Below are 22,801 nucleotides of genomic sequence, written 5' to 3' on the forward strand. Positions count from 1 at the left end.
GCTCACATCGTGCGGGACGCCTTGTCGAGGTCGGCGAGGCGGGAGCGGAGCACCGCGGCCTGGGCGGAGGAGACGGTGCCCTCGCCGGCGCGGTCGTCGATCTTCTGACGGAGCTGGCTGACCTGGCTGCTGACGTCGCCGCCGGAGCGGGTCAGCGGCTTGAGCAGGTTGAGCAGGTCGGTGGCCACGTCGGAGCGGATGTCGCCGCCGGCGGCGCCGCGCTCGACGGCCGTGCGGAAGCGGCCCACCGCGTCGTCGAAGCTCAGCGTGGGGGCCGGCTTCGGCGTGGGCGATGTCGACGTGGGCGGCGGCGTCGTGGGCCGGGTCGTCTCGAACGGTGCCGCCGGGGTCGAGGCGACCGCCGGCGGCGGCAGCTCGGGGTTGGCGTCGATCTTCTCTTCGCGCGGCCAGTTGACGGCGGCGATCAGGCCGGCCAGGGCCACGACCAGCGCCGTGACGCTCACGGCGAGGGCGCGGCGGCGCGCCGGCGGCCCGGTGAGGGCGAGCGTGGTGGCCGGAGCCCGCCCACCGGCGGCGCGGCCGGGCACATAAGCCCACGACGCGGCGGCCGGCGAAGGGGGCGCCGGCTTCAGCCACAGCGCCGTCAGGTCGAAGCGCACCTCGGAAGCCGCCGGCCGCGCCTCCGGCGACTCGTCGAGGCACCGGTTCACCAGGTCGCGGAACGCGGCGGGCAGCGTGGGCGGCAGCCGCCGGGGCCCGCCGTTCGAGCGCGCCTCGGCCAGTTCCTCCCACGTGTCGACCGGATAGGGCGGGTCGCCCGTGACCATCTCGAACAGGAGGACGCCGAGCCCGTACACGTCGGTGGCGGGTTCGGCCGGCATGCCGTCGAGGCGTTCCGGCGCCACGTACGCCGGGGTGCCGAAGGTGGAGCCCGACTCGTCGTCGTCCGGTTCGCCCGCCGTCGCGCTGATGCCGAAGTCGAGGATCTTCACGCCGGTGGGGGTGAGCATCACGTTGCCCGGCTTGATGTCCCGGTGGATCACGCCGCTCGCGTGGGCGGCGGCCAGCGCGTCGGCCACCGCCGCTCCGATGCGGGCCGCCTCGGGCAGGCCGATCGTCTCGCGGTCGAGCCGGGCCGCCACCGACTCGCCGGCCAGCAGCTCCATCACCACGAACGGCGTCACCGAGCCGTCCGGCCGCACCGCCTCGCGGTAGTCGTGCACCGCCGCGATGTTCGGGTGCTGCAGCTTGGCCGCCATGCGCGCCTCGCGCCACACCACCTGGGCGCCGAGCGGCAGCTTCACCGCCACGGGGCGGCCCAGCAGGTCGTCGTCGGCGCGCCAGATCTGCGACATGCCGCCGATCTCGAGGAGCTCGACCAGACGGTATCGAGAAGCGAGCAGGGTTCCCGCAATCGGCCAGTCTTCGCTCACGAGGGAACATTCGCCCGGATCGGGACGGGTGTCAACTCCGGCGCCGGCCGGGACCGGTGGCGGTCACCAGGCGTGTTCGTCCACTTCCAGCGCGATGTAGTCGATGTCGCCGGCGAAGTAGTCGCACCCGACGTCGACCTGATCGCAGTCGGTCTTGCCGCCGATCGCGATGGGCCACTCGTTGGCGATCGCCCCGGTGCGGCCGTAGCGGCCGGCGACCGTGCGCCCGTCGATGGCGAGCGACACGCCCTCGTCGGTGCGCTCGCAGCGGATCGTGTGCCAGCTTCCGTCGTTGATCGCTCGCGGGGCCGTCACCAGCAGCGCCGTGGCGGAGCCGCGGAACCAGCACTGCACGCGCCCGTTCGGGATCTGGATCTTGTAGCTGCCGCCGCGGACGGTGGCCTGGCCCTTCTGGATGATGTTGCCGAAGTGCTCGCGGGTGCGCAGCCGCACCGTGATCGCGTAGTCGCGGGTGCCGGGGTCGAGCTCGCCGTCGTCCGGCACGAGCGCCAGGTGCCCGGGGCGGGTGGGCGGCGTGTCCGGCTCCAGGCGTTCGAAGCGGTAGCCGTAGCTGCTGTCGGTGCGCATCCCGACGCCGATGTCGCGGCCGATCCGGCCGTTGAAGCCGTGCCCGCTGCCGTCGCGCATCGTCGACGAGCCGGCCCGTTCGTTCATGCCCCAGAACGCGATCTCGTGTCCGGCCGAGGCTCGGGCCGGTGCCGGCACGAGAAGGGAGGCCACAGCCACGGAGACCATCCACAAACGCCGCTTTTTCATGGTTAATCCCCGTTAGCGCGCTATTTCCATTTTGACGGCTTGAGTGTACGCAGGAGCCGGCCCTCCCGTACGGCGAAGCCTCGGATCGAGTGGACTTCGTTGGGAAGAATGCGCCCGGATGACATGATGTCGGCGATGGGGCGCTTCGAGGCAAGAACCTCCGAGGAAGCCGGCGAGGCGCGAGTGATCCTCTCCGGCGACTGCGACCTTTCCGTGCAGGACGAGCTCGTCACCGTGCTGCTGGCCGCCGTCGACGGCCACGAGCGGGTCGTGGTCGACCTCGCCGCGGTCGGTTTCCTCGACTCCAGCGGCGTGCACAGCCTGGTCACCGCCCACCACACCGCCCGCGAGCGGGGTGGCCGGGTGATCGTCGCGGGGGCCACGGGCGCGGTCGCGACCGTCCTCGACATCACCGGCGTCGCCACGCTCCTCGGCGAGGGCGCGGCCGTCGCGGCCGAGGAGCCGCCGGCCGCCGAGCGCGGGACGGGCGGATGAACGCCGAGCCCGCCACCGCCCCGTACGAGGCCACCTATGCCGAACCCGGTGACCTTGCCCCGCTGCGCGACTTCGTCCGGTTGCACGCCACCGCGCTCGGCCTGCCGGGCTCCCGCGCCGACCTGCTCACGCTCGCCGTCAGCGAGCTCGCCACCAACACGCTCCAGCACACGGACAGCGGTGGCGTCGTGCGTCTCTGGGCCGAGGACGGCCACGTCGTCTGCGACGTGATCGACAGCGGTCCGATGCGGACGCTCGGCCGCGCGATGCCCGCCGCCGACGCGCCACGCGGCCGCGGCCTGGCGATCGTCGAGCGGATCTGCGACCAGGTGGGCGTCGAGGAGTCGCCCGAGGGCACCCGCGTACGGCTGGCCCTCGCCCTCTAGATCAGAGCACCCGCACCAGGACGGTGCAGGTGTCGTCGTCCGGGCTGGCCCGGTGCGCGGCCGTCACCGCGTGCAGCGGCACCTCCGGGCCGGACGACGCCTCGGCCAGTCCCTCCAGGACGCGGGGCAGGAGCGCCGGCGCGCCGCGCCGTTCCACCAGGCCGTCGGTGTAGAGCAACAGGAGGTCGCCGGCGGCCAGGACCGGCTTCGAGATCTCGTACGCGGCCGCGTCGTCCGCGCCGAGCAGCAGCCCCTCCGGCAGCTCGAGCGGCCGGGCCGCACCCGATCGGGCCAGCAGCGGCGCCGCGTGCCCGGCCCGTCCCCAGGCCAGCTCGCGGGTGGCCGGGTCGAAGACGCCGAGCACCGCCGTCCCGGTCAGCCGCAGCTGCCCGCAGAGCCGGTTGAGGTGCCGCAGCAGCAGCGCCGGGTCGTGCACGCCGATCGACAGCCAGGCGATCAGCGCGAACCGCAGATGGGCCATGCCGTTCGCCGCGGCCAGACCGTGCCCGGCCACGTCGCCGACGGCCAGCAGCACCCGCCCGTCGGCGAGCTCCTGCGCGCAGTACCAGTCGCCGCCCACCCGGACGGTGTTCTCCGCGGGCGTGTAGCGGACCAGCACCCGCAGGCCGGGCAGCGGGAACGGCTCCCGGGGAATCGGCTGGATCATGTGCTGGAGCTGGCCGGCGAGCCGGTGCTCGGCGAGCGCGGTCATCTCCCGGGTGCGCAGCTGGTCGCGGAGCCGGTCGATGGCGGTGCGCGAGCTCTCCCGCGCGGTCACGTCCTGCACCACCGCGTTGATCTTCAGTGGACGGCCGTCGGCGTCGGTGCTCACGTCGGAGAGGATCCGCAGGTGCTTCACACCGCCGCCGACGGCGAAGCGGACGGTCACGTCGGCGGGGCTCCCGCTGTCCATGGTCTGCCAGGCCGTCTCGGCGATGCCGCGGTCGCCGGGGTCCATCGCGGCGGCCTGCTCGGCGCGCGACATCGGCCCGAGCGCCGGGTCGCGCTCGAAGATCCGGTACATCCCCGGTGACCAGTCGCTCGCCCCGGTGACCAGGTCGAGCTCGGTCCAGCCCAGGCTGCCGAGCAGCTCGGTGTTCGCCATCCGGCGGCGGTCCTCGTCGACGCGCTGCCACCAGACGAGCAGGCCGCCGAGCGCCGGCTGCACGGTGACGTCGAAGAGCGTGTGCGCCTCCACGCCGGCCTGCTTCTCGTCGTACCGGAAGTCCTTGAGCTCGCAGGGCTCGCCCGTGCGTACCGCCTCGAGGTAGATCTGCCAGAGGTCGCCCCCGACGATGCTCGGGTAGAGCTCGCTCAGCAGGCGGTCGACCCGGCTGGTGCCGCGGCGGTAGATGTCCTTGCCGCGCCCGCTCGTCGCGGCCACCCGGAAGTCACGCACCGTGCCGTCGGCGGCGTGCACGGGCAGCAACCAGGAGCAGCCCGCCGGGATGACGGACAGCATCTCACGGACGACCCGGGCCACCTCGTCGCCGGCCATGCGCACAGCGTAGTGGGCGCCATCGCACGCCCGGTGCGGCCGGTGCATCACCGAGTGACAACACCTCGCTAAGTCGCTGTTCAGCTTGGTAGCATCCCGCGGATCACGCCAGCGCCGTGCGAGTGGTCCTACCCCGCGACTCGCAGGTTCGGAGGTCTTTCCCGTGTCCGACAACCGTATGAAGGATCGTGTCAAAGTGCTGCTCAATGGGACGTCAACGGAGAGCCAGACCTCGGAGCACGCCCTCGTCGCGCCGACGCAGCAGGCCGGCTCGGCCCAGTCCGGCCCGGCACAGTCCGCACAGGGCGCCCAGCCCGGCCAGCCCGGTCAGCACCCCAACCAGGCGCTCCAGGTCCTGACCCTCGCGCAGCGCACCGCCGAGGAGCACGTCGCCCGGGCCCACCACCAGGCCGACAAGATCCGTACGGACGCGCTGGCCGCCGCCGAGCAGATCGCCCGCGACGCCCAGGTGCACGCCCACAACGTGCGCCGCGAGGCCGAGAAGATCCTCTCCGACGCCCGCGCCGCCGCCGAGCAGATCGCCCGCGACTCGCACGCCCGCACCGAGGAGGCGCGCCGCAACGCGGAGAAGATCGTCACCGACGCCCGCACGCAGGCCGAGCAGATCGCCCAGGACGCCCAGGCCAACGCCGACCACCTCAACCAGCAGGCCCGCCAGCGCTACGACGACGTGGTGGGCAGCCTCGGCAGCAAGCGCGAGGCGCTCCAGCAGCAGATCGAGGCGCTCGAGTCGTTCGACCGCGAATACCGGTCCCGCCTCACCACGTTCATGCAGGGCCAGCTGCGCGCCCTCTGGGTCGACCAGCCCCAGGTCACCGGCGACCTGCCCGAGGCCGGCCCGGTGGCCGAGCCCGGTCCTCGCCACGGCGCTCCCGACGACCGCGACGACGCGGTGCCCGCCCAGCGCCACAGCGAAGAGGACGAGGTGGACGAAGAGGACGAAGCGGTCGCCGAGCGCTGAGGTCTGACCGTTAGGTCTGACCGTTCGGGGTGCGCCCGCGCCGGTCCACGGGGTTACCGTGACCGATATGGACGAGCCGGAGAGGTTCGCCGGGCGCCGCGACGACCTGCGAACCCTGCTGGAGGCCCTGCGCCGGCCCGAGCATGCCGGCGTGGTCCTGCACGGCCTGAGCGGCTCCGGCCGGGGCAGCCTCGCCACCGAGCTGGTGCGCCGGCTGGGCGCCGAGGCCGGGCTCGTGGTGCGGGTCAGCGGCGCCGACACCGGCGAGCAGGTCCTCGACACGTTCGGCCGGCTCCTCGGCGCCGAGCCGTCCTGGCCGGACCGGGCCGCCGACGACCGCCGCCGGCGGCTCGCGGCCTACCTGCGCACCCCCGACGAGTTCTGGCGTGACCGGCTCGCCACCGCCTTCGCCGTGCTCGGCGAGCGGCCGGTCACCCTGGTCGTCGACGACTTCGCGACCGATCACCGGGGCGAGCCCGCCGATCGGGGACTGGCGGCGTTCCTCGCCCGCTGGATCCGTGAGCCCGGCTCGCATCGGGTGCTGATCACCAGCCGCCGCCCGTTCACCCTCCCGGACGGCCTGCACGAGCGGCTCACCGAGCACCACGTCGGGCCGCTGACCGAGGCCGAGGCCCGGATGCTGGGCTCGCGGCTGCCGGCTCTCGGCGCGCTCACCGCGGCCGAGCACCGAAGGGCCTGGCTCGGGACCGGCGGCCATCCCCGCACTCTGGAGCATCTGGACGCGCTGCTGCGCCGCAGCACCGCCGGGTTCGCCGCGGTGGCCGAGCGTCTCGACCGGGTGCTCGCGGCCGAGGGGACGCCCGATCCCGGCCGCTGGGCCGAGGAGCTGCGATCCGCGAGCGCCGGCGACCGCCGGGCGGGCCTGGCGCTGGCCGAGGCGATCGCGACCACAGTGAACGAAGCGGTGCTCGACGACCTGCTCGCGCTGCTCGACGACGACACCCGGCGGCTGCTCGTGGGCGCGGCCGTCTATCGCCGGCCGGCCGACGAGCCCGCGCTGATCCGGCACGCCGCGGTGCCCGGCGCGCCGCCCGACCTGTCGGCCGGGCTCGACCTGCTCACCGGGCTGGGCCTGGTCGCCGAGGTGCCGGCGCCGGCCGGGCCGGGGGTGGGCGAGGACGACGTACGCCATCTCGTGCACCGCTGGACCGCCGAGGCGATCGCCCGGCTCTGTCCCGAGGAGACGACCCGCGAGCACCGGCGGGCGGCGGAGTACTACCGTCACCGCGTACGACCGAGGGACAGCGACCCGGTCGCCGACCTGGGCGACCTGATCGAGGCCCGGCAGCACCTCTTCCTCGCCGGGCGGGTGGACGAGGCGATCCGGCTCAGCTTCCTGGTGCGCGAGCGCCTCGACATGTGGTCGGCGTGGGACTGGGCGCGCGCGGTCTGCGAGGAGACGCTCGGCTGGGTCGCGCCGGACAGCCGCGACGCCGGCAGCCTCCTGCACTACCTGGGCCTGCTCGCGCACCGGCGGGGCGAGACGGCCGAGGCCGAACGGCTGCTCGGCCGCGCCGTGTCGGTCAGCGAAGCGGCCGGCGACCGTGCCCAGCTGGCGTCGATCTGCCACAAGCTGGCCCGCCTCGCCGAGGACCGGGGCGACCACGCCACCGCCGAGCGCCGCCTGCGGCAGGCCCTGCTGGTCGACGCCGAGACCGGCAACCGGGCCGGCCTGGCCGCGGGCCAGCACCGGCTGGGCCTGCTCTGCGCGCTCGGCGGCCGGCTGAGCGAGGCGGTCGCCCTGCACTGCCAGGCGCTCGCCATCGAGATCGCGCTGGGCCTGCCCGACGCCCGCGTCGAGGTCGCCGACCTGGCCCGGCTGCGCGCCGCCCTGGGCGAGCGGGAGTTCCACCGCGCCGTCACCGCCGTCCTGCCCGAGGAGTCGGTCGGTGGCCTGGCCCGCCTCCTCGACGACTTCGCCACCGCCGCCGAGAACCGCCAGAACTGAGTCGCCGGCCGCGGCGGATCAGCGCTCCAGGGACTTCTGCACGGCGGTGAGCAGCTGGGCCTTGCTGAAGGGCTTCTCGACCAGGGTGACGTCGGGGTCGAGGGTGCCCTGCGAGGCGAGGACCGGGCGGGCGTAGCCGGACATGAAGAGGACGGCGCTGTCCGGCCGGATCTCGGCGAAGCGCTCGGCCAGGTCCTTGCCGAGCATGTGCGGCATCACCACGTCGGTGAGCAGCAGGTCGATCGGGCCCTCGTGGGCCTCGGCCAGGGCGAGGGCGGACGGGCCGTCGGGCGCGATCAGCACCTGGTGGCCGACGCCGGTGAGGATGCGCAGCAGCACGTCGCGCAGGGCGGGCTCGTCCTCGACGGCCAGGATCGTGCCGTGGCGGTGGACGTCGTCCGGGGACTCGGCCGGGGCCTCGGTGTCGACGGGTGCGGCGTCGGTGGTGGGCAGCAGGATCGTGAACGTGGTGCCCATGCCGGGCTCGGAATAGACGTTGAGGTCGCCGCCCGCCGCGGTGACGATGCCGTAGACGGTGGCGAGGCCCAAGCCGGTGCCCTGGCCGGCGGGCTTGGTGGTGTAGAAGGGCTCGAAGGCGCGCTCGATCACCTCGGGCGGCATGCCGGTGCCGGTGTCGCTGACCCGCATCCGCACGTAGCGGCCGGGGTTGAGGTGCGGGCGTCCGGCCGCGTAGTTCTCGTCGACGTCCTGGAGCTCGGTCTCGATCGTCAGCGCGCCGCCGCGGGGCATGGCGTCGCGGGCGTTGACGGCGAGGTTCACCAGCACCTGGTCGATCTGGCCGGGGTCGGCCGTCACCGACGGGATGTTGCCGGCCAGGCGTACGTCCAGGGTGATGTGCTCGCCGATCGAGCGCCGCAGCATCTGCTCGATGTCGGTGACCACGTCGTTGAGGTTGAGCGGGCGCGGGCGTATCACCTCGCGGCGGGCGAAGGCGAGCAGCTGGTGGGTCAGGTCGGCGCCGCGCTGGGCCGCCTTGCTGATCTGCTCGGCGTCCCCGGCGATCTCGGTAAGGCCGGCGTCGGCCGCCGCCTCGGCGATGAAGGTGGCGTAGTTGGCGATCACCGCGATGAGGTTGTTGAAGTCGTGCGCCACCCCGCCGGCGAGCTGGCCCAGGCCCTCGAGCCGCTGGGTGCGCTGCAGCTGCGCCTCCACCCGGGCGCGGTCGGCCTCGGCCTGGAGCTGGCGGAACCGGTCGTCGGCGCGGATCCGCTCGGTGATGTCGCGGATGACGGCGCAGCGCACGCGTCCCTGCTCGGTGGGGAGCACGCTCATCGACACCTCGACCGGCACGGTGCTGCCGTCGAGGCGGTGGGCCAGGGTCGGCGTGGGCGGCGCGCCGGGCGCGAGCAGCTCGGCGGGGGACTCCTCGCCGTTCAGCGTGGGCGCCGGGTCGTCCGGCAGCGTGGGCGAGAGCAGCGCGTCGACCTTGCGCCCGATGAGCCCGTTGCGGGTGAGGCCGAAGAGCAGCTCGGCCTGGGTGTTGGAGAGCATGACCCGGCCGTCGTCGCCGACGCCCACGAACGCGTCGGGTGCCGCTTCCAGCAGTGCCTGGAGGTTCGCCTCGATCCGTTCCCGGGCGCTGGTGGCCCGGGCCATCACGGTGAAGCCCAGCAGTTCGCCGTCGTCACTGGCGAGCGGCGACATCGAGAGGGTGACGGCGATCCACCGGCCGTCGCGGTGCCGCCGCCGGGTGCGCAGCCGTTCCAGGCGGCCGCCGGCGCCCAGGAGGCTGAACATCTCGCGCTGGTCGGCGTGCCGGTCGGGCGCCACGAGCACGTCGAGACTGCGGCCGACGATCTCCTCGGGCGGGTAGCCGAGCAGCGCCTCGGCGGCCGGGTTCCACGTCAGGATGGTGAAGTCGCGGCCGACCGTGTAGATCGCGTCGTGGGCCGAGCGCACGATGCACCGGAGCAGGTCCCCCTGCTCGGACAACCCGGAAATAGCACGCGATCCGCCCATATGACATCCACGTTAACGATCCGGGCCTACGCTCGCATCATGATCGGTGAGGCCGAGGCGCAGGCCGTGCCGGAAGTGGACATGCAGCGGCCCAGCGTGGCTCGCATGTACAACTACTTCCTCGGCGGCGCGCACAACTTCGCCGCCGATCGGGAGGCCGCGGCCGCGGCGCTGACCGCCATGCCCGAGCTGCCGGCGATCGTCCGGCTCAACCGGCGGGTGCTGCGCCGGGCGATCACCCTGGCCCACGAGGCCGGCGTACGCCAGTTTCTCGACCTCGGCTGCGGGATCCCGTCCCCGGGCGACACGCGCGAGGTGGTCCGTGAGCTCGATCCGCGGGCGCCGGTCGTGGGCGTCGACTTCGAGGCGTCCGCCTTCCTGCACGGGCGCTGCGCGACGGCCGGCGACCCGTACGCGGAGGTGCTGCTCGCCGATCTCACCGACTCGGACGCCGTGCTCGGCGCGCCGGCGGTCCGCGACCTGATCGACTTCGACCGGCCGGTCTGCCTGCTGCTGATCGCGGTGGCCCACTTCATCCCCGACACCGAGCGCCTTGGCAGCGCGCTGGAGGACTACCGTCGCGCGGTGCCGCCGGGCAGCGTGCTGGCGCTGACGCACGGGTGCCGCAAGGGCGCCTCCGACCGGATCGAGCGGGTCCGGCGGATCTACAACAACACGACGGCGCCCATGGTCATGCGCGACGAGCACGACGTCCGCACCTTCTTCGGCGACTGGCCGCTGCTGGGGCCGGGCGTCGCCGGTGCCGGCGAGTGGATGGCCGAGGAGGGGCTGGACGAGGTCGCCCGGCGGGCCTTCGTCGTCGGCATGTCCCGAAAATCGGGACATGAAGGACTTATTGGGCGCATGCTTGGTGAATGGCCGTAGTACTCATCGCCGAGGACGACGAAGATATCGCCCTGATCCTGTCCCGGCTCCTCACCCGCGCCGGCCACACCGTGCGCCACGCCCCCGACGGCGTTCGCGCGCTGGAGCTGGCGGAGGCCGAGCGGCCCGATGTCGTGCTGACCGATCTCGGCATGCCCCGGATGGACGGCCTCGAGCTGACCCGGGCCATCCGCGAGCACAGCGAGCTGCGCGACATCCCGATCGTCATGCTCAGCGGGCACCTGCACCCCGGCGACAACGCCCCCATCGCCGCCGGCGTCTGCTCCGTCCTGCTCAAACCGTGCCCCAACGACAAGCTGCGCGAGGTGATCGGCGACCTCGTGGACCTCGGCCCGCACGGCCACCACGGCGCCGACGTGGGCTGCCCCGCCCGCTGGCCCGTCTCCGCGTAGGTGGACCGCGACGCCTTCCTCGACGCGCTGCTGGAGAGCCTGACGGTCGGTGTGATCGCCTGCGACGCGGACGGCGAGGTCGTCCTCGTCAACCGGCCGGTCCGCGAGCTGATGAGCCTCAGCGAGCAGACCGCGCTCCGCGAGTACCCGGCGCGCGCCGACGGCGTCCTCTTCGACACCGACGGCACGCCGATCCCCTGGTCCCAGGCGCCGGTGCAGCGGGCCCTGCGCGGCGAGGTGATCGACGCCGACATGGTGGTCCGCGTCCCCGGGCGCCGGGAACGGATCGTGGCCGTCATCGCCCGGCCGATCCTCGGCGGCGCCGGCCGGCGCCTGGGCGCGGTGGCGATCGCCCAGGAGGTGACCGCCCTGCGCCGGGCCGAGCGGTTCCGGGCCTGCCACCGGGCCGTGGAGCGGGCCCTGCGAGCCACCAAAGAGATCGTCGAGGCGGCGCCGGGGGTGCTCGCCGCGCTCGGCGAGACGCTCGGCTGGCCGGCCACCGAGCTGTGGCTCACCGACGAGGACGGTGAGCTGGGCTTCGGCGGCCGCTGGTGCGCGCCGGGCAGCGGGCTCGAGGCGGTGCTCGACTTCGCGCCGATCCGCGGCGCCGGCATCACCGGGCGGGTCTGGGCCACCGGCAAGCCGCTCTGGGTGCCGGACATCGCCCACACGGTGACCCTGCGCAGCCCGCTGGAGCGCACCCGGGCCGCCGTCTGCCTGCGCCACGGCATCCGGTCGGTGCTGGCGGTGCCGGTCCGCGACGGCGGCACCGTGCTCGGCGTGCTGACCTGCTACGCCGCCGCGCCGGAACCGCACGAGGACCTGCTCGCCGTGCTGCTCGACGGGGTGGCCGCGCAGATCGGCGTCTATCTGGCGCTGCGCCGGGCCGAGGCGTTGGCCTGCGAGCTCACCCGGGCCAAGGACGACTTCATCGCGCTGGTGGGCCACGAGCTGCGCACCCCGCTCACCTCGATCGTGGCGAACGCGTCGATGCTCGACGAGGAGCCCGGGCTCGGCGACGACACCCGCGCGATGGTGGAGGTCGTGCAGCGCAACGCCACCGCGCTGCGCGGCGTCGTCGACAGCCTCCTCGACCTCGCCGGGCTCGACTCCGGGCATCTCGCCCTGGCGATCGGCCCGGTGGACCTCGCCGCCGTCGTCGCCGAGGCGATCGCGGCCGCCACGCCCGAGGCGGCCGCGGCCGGGGTGCGGCTCGGCACCGCCCGGGCCGCGCCGCTGCCGGTCGAGGGTGACGCGCACCGCCTGCGCCAGGTGGTCGACGACCTGCTGGCGAACGCGATCAAGTACAGCCCGCAGGGCGGCGACGTGCACGTCGGGCTGTGCGAGCAGGGCGGCATCGTCGAGCTGACCGTCACCGACCACGGCATCGGCACCCCGGCCGAGGAGCGCGAGCGGGTCTTCGACCGCTTCTACCGCGGCAGCAACGTGCGCCACCAGGGCATCGCCGGCCGGGGCCTGGGACTGAGCCTTGCCCGGGCGATCGTCGGGCTGCACGGCGGCACCATCCGCCTCACCGGTCATCTGCCGCACGGCACCACCGTGCACGTGCGCCTGCCCGCCCGCAGACCCTAAGGGCCTCGCCGAGCGGTGCCGATAGAGGCGATATCAGGGACGACACTGCTCCGACGGGTGGACGAAGAAATGACTGACACGCTGGCACGCCCGACCGTGCTGCTCGTGGACGACGAGTCCACCATCCTCGAGACGCTCGCACTCCAGCTGCGCCGCGACCACAAGGTCCTGATCGCCGAGAGCGGCGCCGAGGCGCTGCGCCTGCTCGCCGAGAACGGCCCCGTCGCCGCGGTCATCAGCGACCTGCGCATGCCGGAGATGGACGGCGTCGAGCTGCTGCGCCGCGTCCAGCTCGAATACCCCGACACCACCCGGGTGCTGCACACCGCGCAGAGCGACCTCAACTCGGCCATCGCCGCCATCAACGACGGCGGCGTCTACCGCTACCTCGCGAAGCCGGTGCGGACCGACGAGCTGCGCTCGACCGTGCAGGAGGCGGTGGAGCTGCACGGCCGCTCGACCGCCGACCGCCAGCTGCTGGACAAGACCCTCAAGAGCAGCCTGGAGGCACTCTTCGGCTGTCTGGAGCTGGCCAGCCCGCTCGCCTTCGCCCGCGGCGGCCGCATCCGCACGCTGGTCGGCGAGCTCTGCCACGAGCTCCAGCTCGACGCGCTGTGGGAGATCGAGGTCGCCGCGATGGCGTCGCAGCTCGGCGCGGTGACCCTGCCGCCCAGCGTGCTCGCGAAGCTCGACAAGGGCATGCCCTGCACCTCCGACGAGCAGCAGATGGTCGACCGCATGCCCGAGGTCGCGGTGCAGCTGCTGGCGAACATCCCGATGCTCGAGGACGTCATCGAGATCGTCCGCGGGCTCGGCACGAAGCCGCCGCGCAACCCCAGCCCGCTGGTCGAGGCGGCCGTCGCCGTGGTGCGCACCGCCATCGACTACGAGACGCTGGAGAGCCGCGGTATCGAGGTCGACAGCGCGATCGCCGTGCTCGAATGCCGCGAGGACAGCGCGTTGCAGGTCCTCACCGCCCTGCGCAAGCTCAAGGGCGTCGAGCACGTCGCCGAGACGGTCCGCGGCCTGCGCGTCGTCGACCTCGAGGTCAACATGCGGGTGGCCGAGGACATCGTCGCCGTCAACGGCCTCGTGCTGATCGGCCGCGGCATGATCGTCACCGACCTGCTGCTCGACCGGCTCACCAACTTCGCCCGCACCATCGAGATCGTCGAGCCGGTGCTGGCCATCCCGGGCGGCCGCCGCTTCGACCCCGACATGCTGCTGCCCGTCGAGGTGGCCGGCTAGGACTTCTCCAGCTCGGCCGCGTACCGCTCCAGGACCGCCGAGGCGAGGGCCTGCTCGGCGGCGACGCGGCCGAGCGTCACGTCGGGGTCGGGCACGTGGCCCTCGCGGGCCGAGTCCTCGACCTCGGCCAGGATCCCCGCCAGCGTGCCGGCGCCGATGTTCGCCGCCGAGCCCTTCATCGTGTGCGCGTGGTCCCGCACTTGCGCGGGATCGCCGCCGCGCAGCAACTCACCGAGCCGGTCCACACCGCCGGGCGTCTTCGCCAGGAACGAGCGGATGAGCCGGCTCATCAGCGCGCGCTCGGCCGGGCCGGGGTCGTCGCCGCCGATGTCCCGCAGGCGGTCACGGACCTCGTCCTCCCGGCTCCGCTCCATGCGCACAATCCTGCTCGCTTCCCGGGGAAGGAGGTGCCCTCTCGTGAAAAGTCCTATGATTTCCGGCCGATCCGCCGATGGTTCCGGGGTGGCCACCGAATCCCGCACGCCGATCCGCTACGTCGCGGCGGCCACCCTCGTCACCCTGCTGGGCGCGCTCTGGTTCGTGACCCGTCCCGGGCCGGACGCCATCGGGTACGTCTTCATGCCCGCCGCCGGCGTGCCGTCGGTGCTCGCCGTCCGCGCCCTGCTCCGCCGCCTGCCGTCCGACCCGGTCGCCCGGCGCTTCTGGCGGCTGGTCCTGACCGGCACGGCCGTGCTGAGCCTCGGCTACCTGATCCTCGCCGGGCAGGCCTTCGCCGCGATGCCGGAGCTGCCCACCATCTCGCTGCCCGCCGCGATCCTCGCCGCCGGCGGCATGCTGACGGCGCTCGGCGCGGTCGCCCGGGTGCCGCTCGGCGCCGGGCCGGCGGACCGCCGCAAGCGCCTCATCGACCGGACCATCGGCTTCGTCGGCGGCGGCACGCTGCTGTGGAGCTTCGGGCTCGCCCCGATGATCACCTCGAGCAGCGGCTGGAGCACCCAGGCGCTCGTGCTCGTGGCCCTCTCGCTGGTGCTCGGGCTCGGCGCGGTCACCAAGGTGTCGTACATCGTCGGCGGCCCGGTGGACCGGGCCGCGATCCGGCTGGTCGCGTCGTCGTCGCTGACCGCCGTCGGCGTGGCCCTGCTGTCGCTCAGCGGCAGCGACGACAACACGCTGCTCGCCCAGGCGGTCGTCATGCCCACCGCGCACATCCTCGTCGCGCTCGCCGCGCACCGGCAGTGGAACTCCCCGGGCGCCCGGCGGCGCCGGTCGGGGACCTGGCTGCCGTACATCGCCCTCTTCGCGGTCGACGTGGCCCTGCTCTCCGTACTGCACAACGGCCTGACCTGGTCCGACCGCGTCGTGGTGCTCGCCGCGGTGGCGCTCACCGGTCTCGTCGCGGTGCGCCAGCTGATGTCGGCCCGCGAGAACGGCCGCCTCCTGCGCGCTCAGCGCGCCTCCGAGGAGCGGCTGCGCCACGAGGTCACCCACGACGGGCTCACCGGCCTGGCCAACCGCGGCCTGTTCCGCACGCGGGTGACCGAGGCCCTCGAGGCCGGCGACACCACCGTGCTCCTGGTCGACCTCGACGACTTCAAGACCGTGAACGACTCGCTCGGCCACGACGTGGGCGACCAACTGCTGATCGCCGTGGCGGCCGCGCTGGGCGAGGCCGTCGGCCCGGACGGCCTGCCCGTCCGGCTGGCCGGCGACGAGTTCGCCGTGCTGCTGACCGGCGGCGCCGACGGCGAGGAGGTGGCCCGCCGCGTCCTGGACCGGTTCGCCGAACCGATGAGCGAGCACCGCCTGCTGGCGCACGCCAGCATCGGCATCGCCACCGCCCGCGCCGGCGACGGCCTGGACCCGCTGCTGTGCCACGCCGACGTGGCCATGTACGCGGCCAAGCAGCGCGGCAAGGGCAACTGGGTCCGCTACCACGACGGCATGGAACAGCCGGTGCTCGCGCACGCCCAGATCGGCGGCGAGCTGCGCCGGGCGCTCGACGCCGGCGAGTTCCGCGTGCACTACCAGCCGCTGATGGACCTGGCCACCGGCCGCGTCGTCGGCGTGGAGCCGCTGGTGCGCTGGGAGCACCCGACGCGGGGCCTGGTGCCGCCGGGCGAGTTCGTCCCGGCCGCCGAGGGCACCGGCCTGATCGTGCCGCTGGGCCGCTTCGTGCTGCGCGAGTCGTGCCGGCAGGCCGCCGCGTGGCTGGCCGAGTTCGGGCCCGCCTGCATGCAGAAGCTCGGCCCGAACGTGTCCGTGCGGCAGCTGCACGACCCGGACTTCGTCGCCGACGTGCGCGCGGCGCTGGCCGACACCGGCCTGCCCGCCGACCGGCTGGTGCTGGAGCTGACCGAGTCGGCGGTGCTGCGCGGGCCGCAGGTCTCGCGGACGTTGCACGAGTTGCACGAGATGGGCGTACGGCTGGCGCTCGACGACTTCGGCACCGGCGAGTCGTCGCTGAGCCTGCTGCGCTCGTTCCCCGCGTCGATCATCAAGCTGGACAAATCGTTCGTCGACGGCATCGAACTCGACGAGATGGGAACGCCGGAGGCGGAGGCACGGCAAGCTGTGGCACGGGCGGTCATCCAGCTCGCCGGCGCGCTCGGCCTGGACACGGTGGCCGAGGGCATCGAGAACCAGGAGCAGGCCGACCGGCTGATGCGGCTGGGATACACGCTCGGCCAGGGCTACCACCTGGCCCGGCCGATGCCGGCCGAGGCGATGACGCGGTTGCTCGCCGCCCGGGCCGGTCTGGCCGTGGCGGCGTGACGGGTTGCTCGCCGCCCGGGCCGGCCTGGCCGTGGCGGCGCGACGGGTTGCTCGCCGCCCGGGCCGGCCTGGCCGTGGCGGCGCGACGGGGGAGGGACGAGATGGGCTTAGGGTACGGCGATGGACACCGCGGACGACGGCACCCGGACGGCGCGATCCCTCGCGGAGTGGCTGGGCGAGGTGCGTTTCGCCGAGTTGAGCGCCGAGAAGGCGACGGCCCGGATCATCGACGCGATCGCGGACTGGGGCGCCTCCCTCGGATGGCGGGTATACCGGCGGGCGCCGAGCGTCTTCCCGCTGCCGCCACCGCTGAAGGGCAACTCGGTGCTCGACGTGGCGTGCGCCCGGCCGGGCGCGCCCCCGATCGCGATCGAGGTGGACCGCCTCGACCGGCCGCGCACGGTCGACAAGCTGCTCGCGGAGGCGGCCGCCGGGCGGGTGGCGATCTGGGTCCGCTGGGGCGCCGGGCCGTTCACGCCGCCGCCGATGCCGGTGCACATGGTGACCCGGCCGGCAGCCCGCAAGTCGGGCGCCTGGCACACGGTGGCCGAGCTGCCGCCACCGCGGCACTCCGCCGCGCCGATCGAGCCTGCCGACCCCGAGGAGCTACCGCTGGGGACGGATGGGGACTGAAGGTACAAGTGGGAGGACGAAAGTGAGCACGGGGGTCGTGACCGCGAGCCACCCCGCGTCGTGGTGGGGGCAGTTCCAGGAGGTATCCGAGCGCTTCGACGCCGCCACCGCGGCCGAGGGCCTCGCCGACGTGATCACGCCGAAGATCGCGTCGCCGCTGCTGCGCCGCGAGGCGGAGATCGCCGCCGAGGTGGTGGTGCGGCACCTCAACAAGCCGGCGAGCGAGGAGCTCGCGGCCCGTGCGGCGAAGGGCACCGAGCGGCTGGTGGCGACGGTAGACCGGCTCAACGAGCGGGCCACCGGCGACGCCGGCACGACGGAGGCGTACGCGCTGGTCCATGCGCTCGAAGGCCGGTTCCCCGAGGCGGCGGCCGAGATCGAGCCGGTGGTCGGCACGCCGGCGCTGATGAAGGTCTTCCTGAAGGCGCTGCGCCTGGAGCAGTTCGACTCGGAGCTGGCCCTGCGGCTGCTCCGCGCCGGTCAGCGGCCCGAGATGGCCGTGCGCTCCGGGCTGGCGGTCGGCAAGTACGGCTGGTGGCCGACCTGGCTGCTCAAGGTCGTCACGGAGCGGGCCATCGCCGGCACGCTGGACCAGGCGACCATCACCGCGCTCGACCAGTGCGCGTACGCCGACCTCAGCCCCGCCCAGGCGCGGATCGCGAAGCGGCTGCTCGCCGACGACGAGCAGCTGGTCGACGCGTCCGCGCACCGGCTGGAGAACCTCGGCGAGCACGACGCGGCCACGAAGCTGCGCCAGGGCGACCTGACCGCGGTCGCCCTGGCTGCCCGCCTCATCACGGAGTGACTACGCGCCGCCCTCGTTGAGGGTCACGGCGGCCGGCTGGAACGACGACCCGTTGACGTCCACGCCGGCCGCCTTGGCGGCGGTGATCGCCTGGTTGATGTAGTCGTTGGTGTAGGCCAGCCCCTCCGGCGCCTTGGTCAGCACGGTGTCGCCGGTCTGGTTCTTGGTGGTCATCGAGATGTCCACGGTCTGCTTCCAGTCCGCGTCGTCGACCACGCCGATGCCGCCCTCGGCCGGCCAGATCAGCTTGTTCACCTCGTTCATCTGCCACAGCTGGTGGCTCTTGCCGAGCTTCGAGCCCTTGGCCACGACCAGGTCACGGCACTTCTCGGCGTTGTCCCGGCAGAACGCCCAGCCCTTGATCGTGGCGGTCAGGAACTTCACGGTCTGCTGCTGGTACGCCGGATCGCTGAGCTTCTCGGTGTTCGCCCACACCGCGTCCTGCAGCATCGACGAACCCTCACTCTTCCAATCGATGATCGAGAAGTCGTCGGCGGTGTACAGCTTGCCGGTCTGCGGGTTCTTGGCCTCCAGCAGCTGCGCGTACTCGTTGTAGCTCATCGCCTGGGCGGCGTCGATCTCCTTCTTGAGCAGCGCCTGCATGTCGAACTGCTGCTGCACGAGGGTGACATCCTTGCCCGGGTCGAGGCCCGCCTTGGTCATGCCGGCGAACAGCTCGAACTCGTTGCCGAACCCCCAGTTGCCGACCTTCTTGCCCTTGAGATCGGCGGCGGTCCGGATGCCGCTGTCCTTCCAGGCGACCTGGTACGTGCCGGAACGCCCGAAGATCTGCCCCACATCGGTGATGCCGGCGCCCTGCTCGCGGGAGGCGAGCGCCTTGGGCACCCAGGCGACGGCATAGTCGGCCTTGCCCTGAGCGAGAACGGTCTGCGGCACGATGTCGACGCCGCCTTCGAGGAGCTGCACGTCGAGCCCCTGCTCCTTGTAGAAGCCCTGCTCCACGGCGGCGATGTAGCCGGCGAACTGCGCCTGGTAGAACCACTGGAGCTGAAGCTTGATGGGGGTGAGTGTCCCGCTGGCGCCGGGCGCGGGAGTCGCGGAGTCCTGATCGGCCGTCCCGCACCCGGCAACCACCATCAAGGACACGGCAGCAAGCGCGGCGGCCGTACGCCCCGCACCGCGGCGACGGGATCGCGCGCCGCCGCGCCCAGAGCGTGCGCCCTCGCGGCGAGAAGGCGCGACTCCCTGGCTGGACCGCGTGTCCCCGTTGCGGGAGAGCGCGCCCTCGTGGCCAATGCGCGCGCCGTCGTGATCAGAGCGCATGCCTCCCTGATCAGGTCGCGCGTCCCCCTGACCAGATCGCACCCCAGAGCGAGAAAATATCCGTATTTGTCGCATCGATACCTCCGAAAGTGGGCTGTGGAAAAGGGCGAACAGGCTGTCCACAGGCCTCCCGCAAGATCGGCCCATGTGCGGCAGGCTCACTGTGTTGGATGGCGGCCCCCTTGGGAGGGCGGGTGCTGGGTGGGCGGGTGCTGGGTGGGCGGGTGCTGGGTGGGCGGGTGCTGGGTGGCCGGGTGCTGGGTGGCCGGGTGCTGCGTGGGCGGGTGCAGCGCGACCCACTCCCGACAAGACACCGCGCCGGCGTCGCGGTGCCGGGGCACAATCAGGCGATCAACCGAGTGCGCCAAGGCATAGCCACCCGCTCCAGCACCAGCGTGGTCAGGTAGAAGACGAGGCCGAGCAGGCACGCACCCACCACGAAGGCCCAAGCTCGTGGATAGGCCGTGAAGGCCGCCGCACTGGTGATGCGGGAGCCGAGCCCGGTTTGGAGGCCGCCGAAGTACTCGGCGACGACGGCGGCGATGACGGCGAGGGACGAGGCCTGGCGCAATCCGGTGAAGACGTAGGGGAGGGCGCCGGGCAGGCGCACCTTGCGGGCGAAGGTCCAGCCGCTCGCCGCGTAGGTGTGCATGAGCTCCTGGTGGATGGGGTTGACTTCGCGTAGGCCGCGCAGGGTGTTCACGAAGATCGGGAAGAACACGATGATGGCGGTGACGAGGCGGCGGGGGATGCTGCTCGTCGACTCGAACATGTTGTTGAGGATCGGGGCGAGCGCGATGATCGGCAGCGCGTTGAGCACCGCGGCGAACGGGATGGAGACTTCGGTGAGCGGGCGGAAGCGGCTTGCCGCCATCGCCGCGAGGATGCCGAGGGCCGCGCCGGCGGCGAGGCCGATCAGCGCGTTCTCGCCGCTCGCGAGCGCGGCCTCCCAGACGTTCTGGCGCTGGGCGACCAGCTCGTCCCAGATCGCCGACGGGGCGGGCAGGATGAACGGGGCTATCCGGCCGAGCGAGACCGTCAGCTCCCACAGGACGATCGCGGCGACGCCGACGAGCACCGGGGGCAGGACGTTGCGCACCCACCTCATGGCGCGGCCTTGACGGGTGTGCCGCGCAGCGCCTGGCGTACCTCGGTGATTTTGTCGAAGAAGGCGGGGGACTGGCGGCCGGCGTCGTCGCGGCTGGGCAGGTCGACGGTGATCGACGCGGTGATCCGGCCCGGTCGTGCCGACATCACGACCACCCGGTCGGACAGGAAGACGGCCTCCGAGATGGAGTGGGTGACGAAGACCGTGCTGGTGCCCGTCTTGGCGCAGATGCCGAGCAGCTCCGACTGGAGTCGCTCGCGCGTCATCTCGTCGAGCGCCCCGAACGGCTCGTCCATCAACAGCAGCGGCGGCTGTACGGCGAGCGCCCGCGCGATCGCCACCCGCTGCTGCATGCCGCCGGAGAGCTGGGCCGGATAGTGCCCGGCGAAGTCGGCGAGGCCGACCAGGGCCAGCATCTGTTCGGCGCGGGCCCGGCGCTCGGCCTTCGCCGTGCCGCGCAGCTCCAGCGGCAGTTCGACGTTGCGCAGCACGGTCCGCCACTCGAAGAGCCCGGCCTGCTGGAACGCGATGCCGTACGCCTGCTCCTTGCGGGCCTTGCCGGCGCCCTTGCCGGCGACCGTGACCGTGCCCGTGGTGGGCGGGATGAGGTCGGCGATGAGCCGCAGCAGCGTGCTCTTGCCGCAGCCGGACGGGCCGATGAGCGACACGAACTCACCGTCGCCCACGGTCAGGTCGACATCGGACAGTGCTGCCACCTCGTCCGGGCGTCCCTTGTTGAAGATCTTTGTCACGGACGAAACGACGACCGCGCTCATAGTGTCACCACCTCCACGTGCCGGCGGTGCCGCATCAGCGGCAGCTCCAGCAGGCTGACGAGACCGGCGACGACGAGGCCGAGCAGGGCGGCGCCGAGCATCGCGGTGTAGACCTTCGCGGGGTCCGAGGTGGCCTCGCGGGAATATTCGATGATCAGGCGGCCGACGCCGCCGCGGGTGCCGGTCGAGATCTCGCCGACCACCGCGCCGACCACCGCGGCCGCGCCGGCCAGCCGCAGCGCCGGGAAGAGGTAGGGCAGCGCGGACGGCAGCCGCAGCTTGACCAGGGTGCGCCACCACCCGGCGGCGTAGCTGCGCATCAGCTCCACGCCGCTCGCCGGCGGCGACTGGAGCCCCCGGAGCATGCCGACGGCGACCGGGAAGAAGGCCAGGTACGCGGCGATCACCGACACCACCGCCCAGGCCGGCATGATCGTGCCGCCCCAGCCCGCCACCAGCGGCGCGAGCGCGACCAGCGGCACGGTCTGGCTGAGGATCACGTACGGCAGCAGCCCGCGCTCGACGATGCGGAACCGCTCCATCGCGACCGCCAGCAGCAGCCCCACCAGCGCCCCGATGACGAAGCCGGCGGCCGTGATGCCGAGCGTGAACAGGCACGCGTTCAGCACCACGATCCACACCGGCCGGCCGCCGGTGATCTCGGGGCGGCCGAGCCGTTCGGCCACCGTCCACAGGTGCGGCATCGACAGGTCGTCGGCGCGGGGCAGGACCCGGACGCCGAACAGCACCGTGCCGTCCGGGCTGCCGACCGCCTTGTAGCCCTCCCACAGCGCGGCGGCGACCGCGAGGCCGAGGAGGGCGTAGAGCGCCTTCCTCACGAGAGCGCCGGAATGATGTGCTCGCCGTAGGCGCGCAGGGTTTCCTCCTTGGCGTCGTGCTGGAGGTAGACGGCGAACTGGTCGACGCCGAGCGCGCGCAGCTCCTCCAGCCGCTTCAGGTGGTTCTCGACCGGGCCGAGGATGCAGAACCGGTCGACGATCTCGTCGGGCACGAACGTGGTGTGCGTGTTGCCGGCCCGGCCGTGCTCGGCGTAGTCGTAGCCCTGCCGGCCCTTGATGTAGTCGGTGAGGACCTGCGGGACCGTGCCGTCCGAGCCGTACCGCGCGACGATGTCGGCCACGTGGTTGCCGACCATCCCGCCGAACCACCGGGTCTGCTCGCGCTGGTGCGCCAGGTCGTCGCCGACGTACGCCGGCGCGGCCACGCAGAACTTGATCGCCATCGGGTCGCGGCCGGCCGCCTCGGCCGCCGTGCGCACCGCGTTGATCATCCAGGCCGCGATGTCGGGGTCGGCGAGCTGGAGGATGTAGCCGTCGCCCACCTCGCCGGTCAGGGCCAGCGCCTTCGGGCCGTAGGCGGCGACCCAGACGTCCAGCCGGCTGTCCGCGGCCCAGGCGAGCTGCTGCTCCTTGCCGCGCAACAGCACCTTCTCGCCGTTGGCGAGACCTCGGATCACCTGGACGGACTCGCGCAGCTGCCCGAGGGTCTGCGGCGTCGCGCCGAGCACCCGCAGCGCGGAGTCGCCCCGGCCGATGCCGCAGATCGTGCGGTTGCCGTACATCTCGTTGAGGGTGGCGAACAGCGAGGCCAGGACCGTCCAGTCCCGGGTGCCCGGGTTGGTGACCATCGGGCCGACGATCACGCGCTCGGTCTCGTCGAGGATCTTCGAGTAGACGACGAACGGCTCCTGCCACAGCACGTGCGAGTCGAACGTCCAGACGTGGCTGAACCCGGCCGCCTCGGCCCGCTTGGCCAGCTCCACGACCTGCATGGCCGGGGGGTTGTTCTGGAGTACCACTCCGATGTCCATGGGCGCCTCCC

General features: G+C 73.1%; 21 protein-coding genes. 11 read left to right on the forward strand and 10 right to left on the reverse strand.

All coding sequences use genetic code 11. From position 1 onward, the window contains the following. Positions 1-2: 2 nt before the first annotated feature. The gene (locus Ade02nite_RS05945) at positions 3-1,394 is read right to left on the reverse strand and encodes a serine/threonine-protein kinase (protein ID WP_239168564.1); all 1,392 of its coding nucleotides are present in this window, start codon (positions 1,392-1,394) and stop codon (positions 3-5) included. 63 nt (positions 1,395-1,457) lie between these two features. Beyond that, on the reverse strand, positions 1,458-2,171 hold the full coding sequence (locus Ade02nite_RS05950; RefSeq protein WP_203760494.1) for a laminin G domain-containing protein: 714 nt from the start codon (positions 2,169-2,171) through the stop codon (positions 1,458-1,460). 135 nt (positions 2,172-2,306) lie between these two features. Here Ade02nite_RS05950 and Ade02nite_RS05955 point away from each other — a divergent pair, with 135 nt between their 5' ends. Next, on the forward strand, positions 2,307-2,666 hold the full coding sequence (locus Ade02nite_RS05955) for an STAS domain-containing protein (RefSeq protein ID WP_203760495.1): 360 nt from the start codon (positions 2,307-2,309) through the stop codon (positions 2,664-2,666). After that, positions 2,663-3,052 carry an ATP-binding protein gene (locus Ade02nite_RS05960; RefSeq protein ID WP_203760496.1) on the forward strand — a complete coding sequence of 130 codons (390 nt, stop codon included), beginning with the start codon at positions 2,663-2,665 and terminating at the stop codon, positions 3,050-3,052. The genes Ade02nite_RS05955 and Ade02nite_RS05960 overlap by 4 nt, the downstream gene beginning before the upstream one ends. 1 nt (position 3,053) lies before the next feature. On the opposite strand, the gene Ade02nite_RS05965 is transcribed toward Ade02nite_RS05960, so the two are convergent. Continuing rightward, positions 3,054-4,550 carry a PP2C family protein-serine/threonine phosphatase gene (locus tag Ade02nite_RS05965; protein WP_203760497.1) on the reverse strand — a complete coding sequence of 499 codons (1,497 nt, stop codon included), beginning with the start codon at positions 4,548-4,550 and terminating at the stop codon, positions 3,054-3,056. Positions 4,551-4,746: 196 nt separating this feature from the next. On the opposite strand from Ade02nite_RS05965, the gene Ade02nite_RS05970 reads away from it, so the two are divergent. Together Ade02nite_RS05970 and Ade02nite_RS05975 are read left to right on the forward strand one after the other, a co-directional pair. Further along, a complete protein-coding gene (locus tag Ade02nite_RS05970) occupies positions 4,747-5,532 on the forward strand; it encodes a hypothetical protein (protein WP_203760498.1) in 786 nt (261 codons plus the stop codon). A 67-nt stretch (positions 5,533-5,599) separates the two neighbouring features. After that, positions 5,600-7,501, forward strand: a complete 1,902-nt coding sequence (locus tag Ade02nite_RS05975; protein ID WP_203760499.1) for a tetratricopeptide repeat protein — start codon at positions 5,600-5,602, stop codon at positions 7,499-7,501. Positions 7,502-7,519: 18 nt separating this feature from the next. On the opposite strand, the gene Ade02nite_RS05980 is transcribed toward Ade02nite_RS05975, so the two are convergent. Then, the gene (locus Ade02nite_RS05980) at positions 7,520-9,454 is read right to left on the reverse strand and encodes a hybrid sensor histidine kinase/response regulator (protein ID WP_239168565.1); all 1,935 of its coding nucleotides are present in this window, start codon (positions 9,452-9,454) and stop codon (positions 7,520-7,522) included. Positions 9,455-9,520: 66 nt separating this feature from the next. Between Ade02nite_RS05980 and Ade02nite_RS05985 the strand changes: the two genes are divergently transcribed. The 4 genes from Ade02nite_RS05985 to Ade02nite_RS06000 all read left to right on the forward strand — a co-directional run bounded on the left by Ade02nite_RS05985 (position 9,521) and on the right by Ade02nite_RS06000 (position 13,620). Next, on the forward strand, positions 9,521-10,366 hold the full coding sequence (locus Ade02nite_RS05985) for an SAM-dependent methyltransferase (protein WP_203760501.1): 846 nt from the start codon (positions 9,521-9,523) through the stop codon (positions 10,364-10,366). Further along, a complete protein-coding gene (locus Ade02nite_RS05990) occupies positions 10,357-10,779 on the forward strand; it encodes a response regulator (RefSeq protein ID WP_203760502.1) in 423 nt (140 codons plus the stop codon). Before Ade02nite_RS05985 ends, Ade02nite_RS05990 begins: the two co-directional genes overlap by 10 nt. After that, a complete protein-coding gene (locus Ade02nite_RS05995) occupies positions 10,780-12,372 on the forward strand; it encodes a sensor histidine kinase (protein WP_203760503.1) in 1,593 nt (530 codons plus the stop codon). It abuts the gene before it with no gap. 69 nt (positions 12,373-12,441) lie between these two features. Continuing rightward, positions 12,442-13,620: a response regulator gene (locus Ade02nite_RS06000; RefSeq protein WP_239168566.1), complete on the forward strand. Its 1,179-nt coding sequence runs from the start codon at positions 12,442-12,444 to the stop codon at positions 13,618-13,620. Here Ade02nite_RS06000 and Ade02nite_RS06005 read toward each other — a convergent pair. After that, positions 13,617-13,994, reverse strand: a complete 378-nt coding sequence (locus Ade02nite_RS06005; RefSeq protein WP_203760504.1) for an Hpt domain-containing protein — start codon at positions 13,992-13,994, stop codon at positions 13,617-13,619. The genes Ade02nite_RS06000 and Ade02nite_RS06005 overlap by 4 nt on opposite strands. An 88-nt stretch (positions 13,995-14,082) precedes the next feature. On the opposite strand from Ade02nite_RS06005, the gene Ade02nite_RS06010 reads away from it, so the two are divergent. The 3 genes from Ade02nite_RS06010 (at position 14,083) to Ade02nite_RS06020 (ending at position 17,791) form a co-directional block, all read left to right on the forward strand. Further along, entirely contained in the window at positions 14,083-16,353 is a 2,271-nt protein-coding gene (locus tag Ade02nite_RS06010) for a putative bifunctional diguanylate cyclase/phosphodiesterase (RefSeq protein WP_239168567.1), read from the forward strand. A 120-nt stretch (positions 16,354-16,473) separates the two neighbouring features. Next, positions 16,474-16,986: a hypothetical protein gene (locus Ade02nite_RS06015; RefSeq protein ID WP_203760506.1), complete on the forward strand. Its 513-nt coding sequence runs from the start codon at positions 16,474-16,476 to the stop codon at positions 16,984-16,986. Positions 16,987-17,008: 22 nt separating this feature from the next. Further along, positions 17,009-17,791 carry a hypothetical protein gene (locus tag Ade02nite_RS06020; protein WP_239168568.1) on the forward strand — a complete coding sequence of 261 codons (783 nt, stop codon included), beginning with the start codon at positions 17,009-17,011 and terminating at the stop codon, positions 17,789-17,791. On the opposite strand, the gene Ade02nite_RS06025 is transcribed toward Ade02nite_RS06020, so the two are convergent. From Ade02nite_RS06025 to Ade02nite_RS06045, 5 genes are all read right to left on the reverse strand, one after another. After that, complete coding sequence (locus Ade02nite_RS06025; protein ID WP_203760508.1) at positions 17,792-18,889, reverse strand: ABC transporter substrate-binding protein; 1,098 nt, start codon at positions 18,887-18,889, stop codon at positions 17,792-17,794. Between the two features lie 529 nt (positions 18,890-19,418). Next, the gene (locus Ade02nite_RS06030; RefSeq protein ID WP_203760509.1) at positions 19,419-20,183 is read right to left on the reverse strand and encodes an ABC transporter permease; all 765 of its coding nucleotides are present in this window, start codon (positions 20,181-20,183) and stop codon (positions 19,419-19,421) included. Next, positions 20,180-20,959, reverse strand: coding sequence for an ABC transporter ATP-binding protein (locus Ade02nite_RS06035; RefSeq protein ID WP_203760510.1), 780 nt, complete (start codon positions 20,957-20,959; stop codon positions 20,180-20,182). Before Ade02nite_RS06035 ends, Ade02nite_RS06030 begins: the two co-directional genes overlap by 4 nt. Continuing rightward, positions 20,956-21,798: an ABC transporter permease gene (locus Ade02nite_RS06040; RefSeq protein WP_203760511.1), complete on the reverse strand. Its 843-nt coding sequence runs from the start codon at positions 21,796-21,798 to the stop codon at positions 20,956-20,958. The genes Ade02nite_RS06035 and Ade02nite_RS06040 overlap by 4 nt, the downstream gene beginning before the upstream one ends. After that, complete coding sequence (locus Ade02nite_RS06045; protein WP_203760512.1) at positions 21,795-22,790, reverse strand: TIGR03842 family LLM class F420-dependent oxidoreductase; 996 nt, start codon at positions 22,788-22,790, stop codon at positions 21,795-21,797. Before Ade02nite_RS06045 ends, Ade02nite_RS06040 begins: the two co-directional genes overlap by 4 nt. Positions 22,791-22,801: the final 11 nt, after the last annotated feature.

The organism is Paractinoplanes deccanensis (genome assembly GCF_016862115.1).
GTDB classification, from domain to species: domain Bacteria; phylum Actinomycetota; class Actinomycetes; order Mycobacteriales; family Micromonosporaceae; genus Actinoplanes; species Actinoplanes deccanensis.

Coding starts and splice junctions, on each gene's coding strand:
- Ade02nite_RS05975 (WP_203760499.1), top strand. CDS start 5,600: ATGGACGAGCCGGAGAGGTTCGCCGGGCGCCGCGACGACCTGCGAACC.
- Ade02nite_RS05965 (WP_203760497.1), bottom strand. CDS start 4,550: ATGGCCGGCGACGAGGTGGCCCGGGTCGTCCGTGAGATGCTGTCCGTC.
- Ade02nite_RS06005 (WP_203760504.1), bottom strand. CDS start 13,994: ATGGAGCGGAGCCGGGAGGACGAGGTCCGTGACCGCCTGCGGGACATC.
- Ade02nite_RS05955 (WP_203760495.1), top strand. CDS start 2,307: ATGGGGCGCTTCGAGGCAAGAACCTCCGAGGAAGCCGGCGAGGCGCGA.
- Ade02nite_RS05950 (WP_203760494.1), bottom strand. CDS start 2,171: ATGAAAAAGCGGCGTTTGTGGATGGTCTCCGTGGCTGTGGCCTCCCTT.
- Ade02nite_RS05985 (WP_203760501.1), top strand. CDS start 9,521: ATGATCGGTGAGGCCGAGGCGCAGGCCGTGCCGGAAGTGGACATGCAG.
- Ade02nite_RS06000 (WP_239168566.1), top strand. CDS start 12,442: ATGACTGACACGCTGGCACGCCCGACCGTGCTGCTCGTGGACGACGAG.
- Ade02nite_RS06015 (WP_203760506.1), top strand. CDS start 16,474: ATGGACACCGCGGACGACGGCACCCGGACGGCGCGATCCCTCGCGGAG.
- Ade02nite_RS06025 (WP_203760508.1), bottom strand. CDS start 18,889: ATGGTGGTTGCCGGGTGCGGGACGGCCGATCAGGACTCCGCGACTCCC.
- Ade02nite_RS06045 (WP_203760512.1), bottom strand. CDS start 22,790: ATGGACATCGGAGTGGTACTCCAGAACAACCCCCCGGCCATGCAGGTC.
- Ade02nite_RS05960 (WP_203760496.1), top strand. CDS start 2,663: ATGAACGCCGAGCCCGCCACCGCCCCGTACGAGGCCACCTATGCCGAA.
- Ade02nite_RS06030 (WP_203760509.1), bottom strand. CDS start 20,183: ATGAGGTGGGTGCGCAACGTCCTGCCCCCGGTGCTCGTCGGCGTCGCC.
- Ade02nite_RS06035 (WP_203760510.1), bottom strand. CDS start 20,959: ATGAGCGCGGTCGTCGTTTCGTCCGTGACAAAGATCTTCAACAAGGGA.
- Ade02nite_RS05990 (WP_203760502.1), top strand. CDS start 10,357: ATGGCCGTAGTACTCATCGCCGAGGACGACGAAGATATCGCCCTGATC.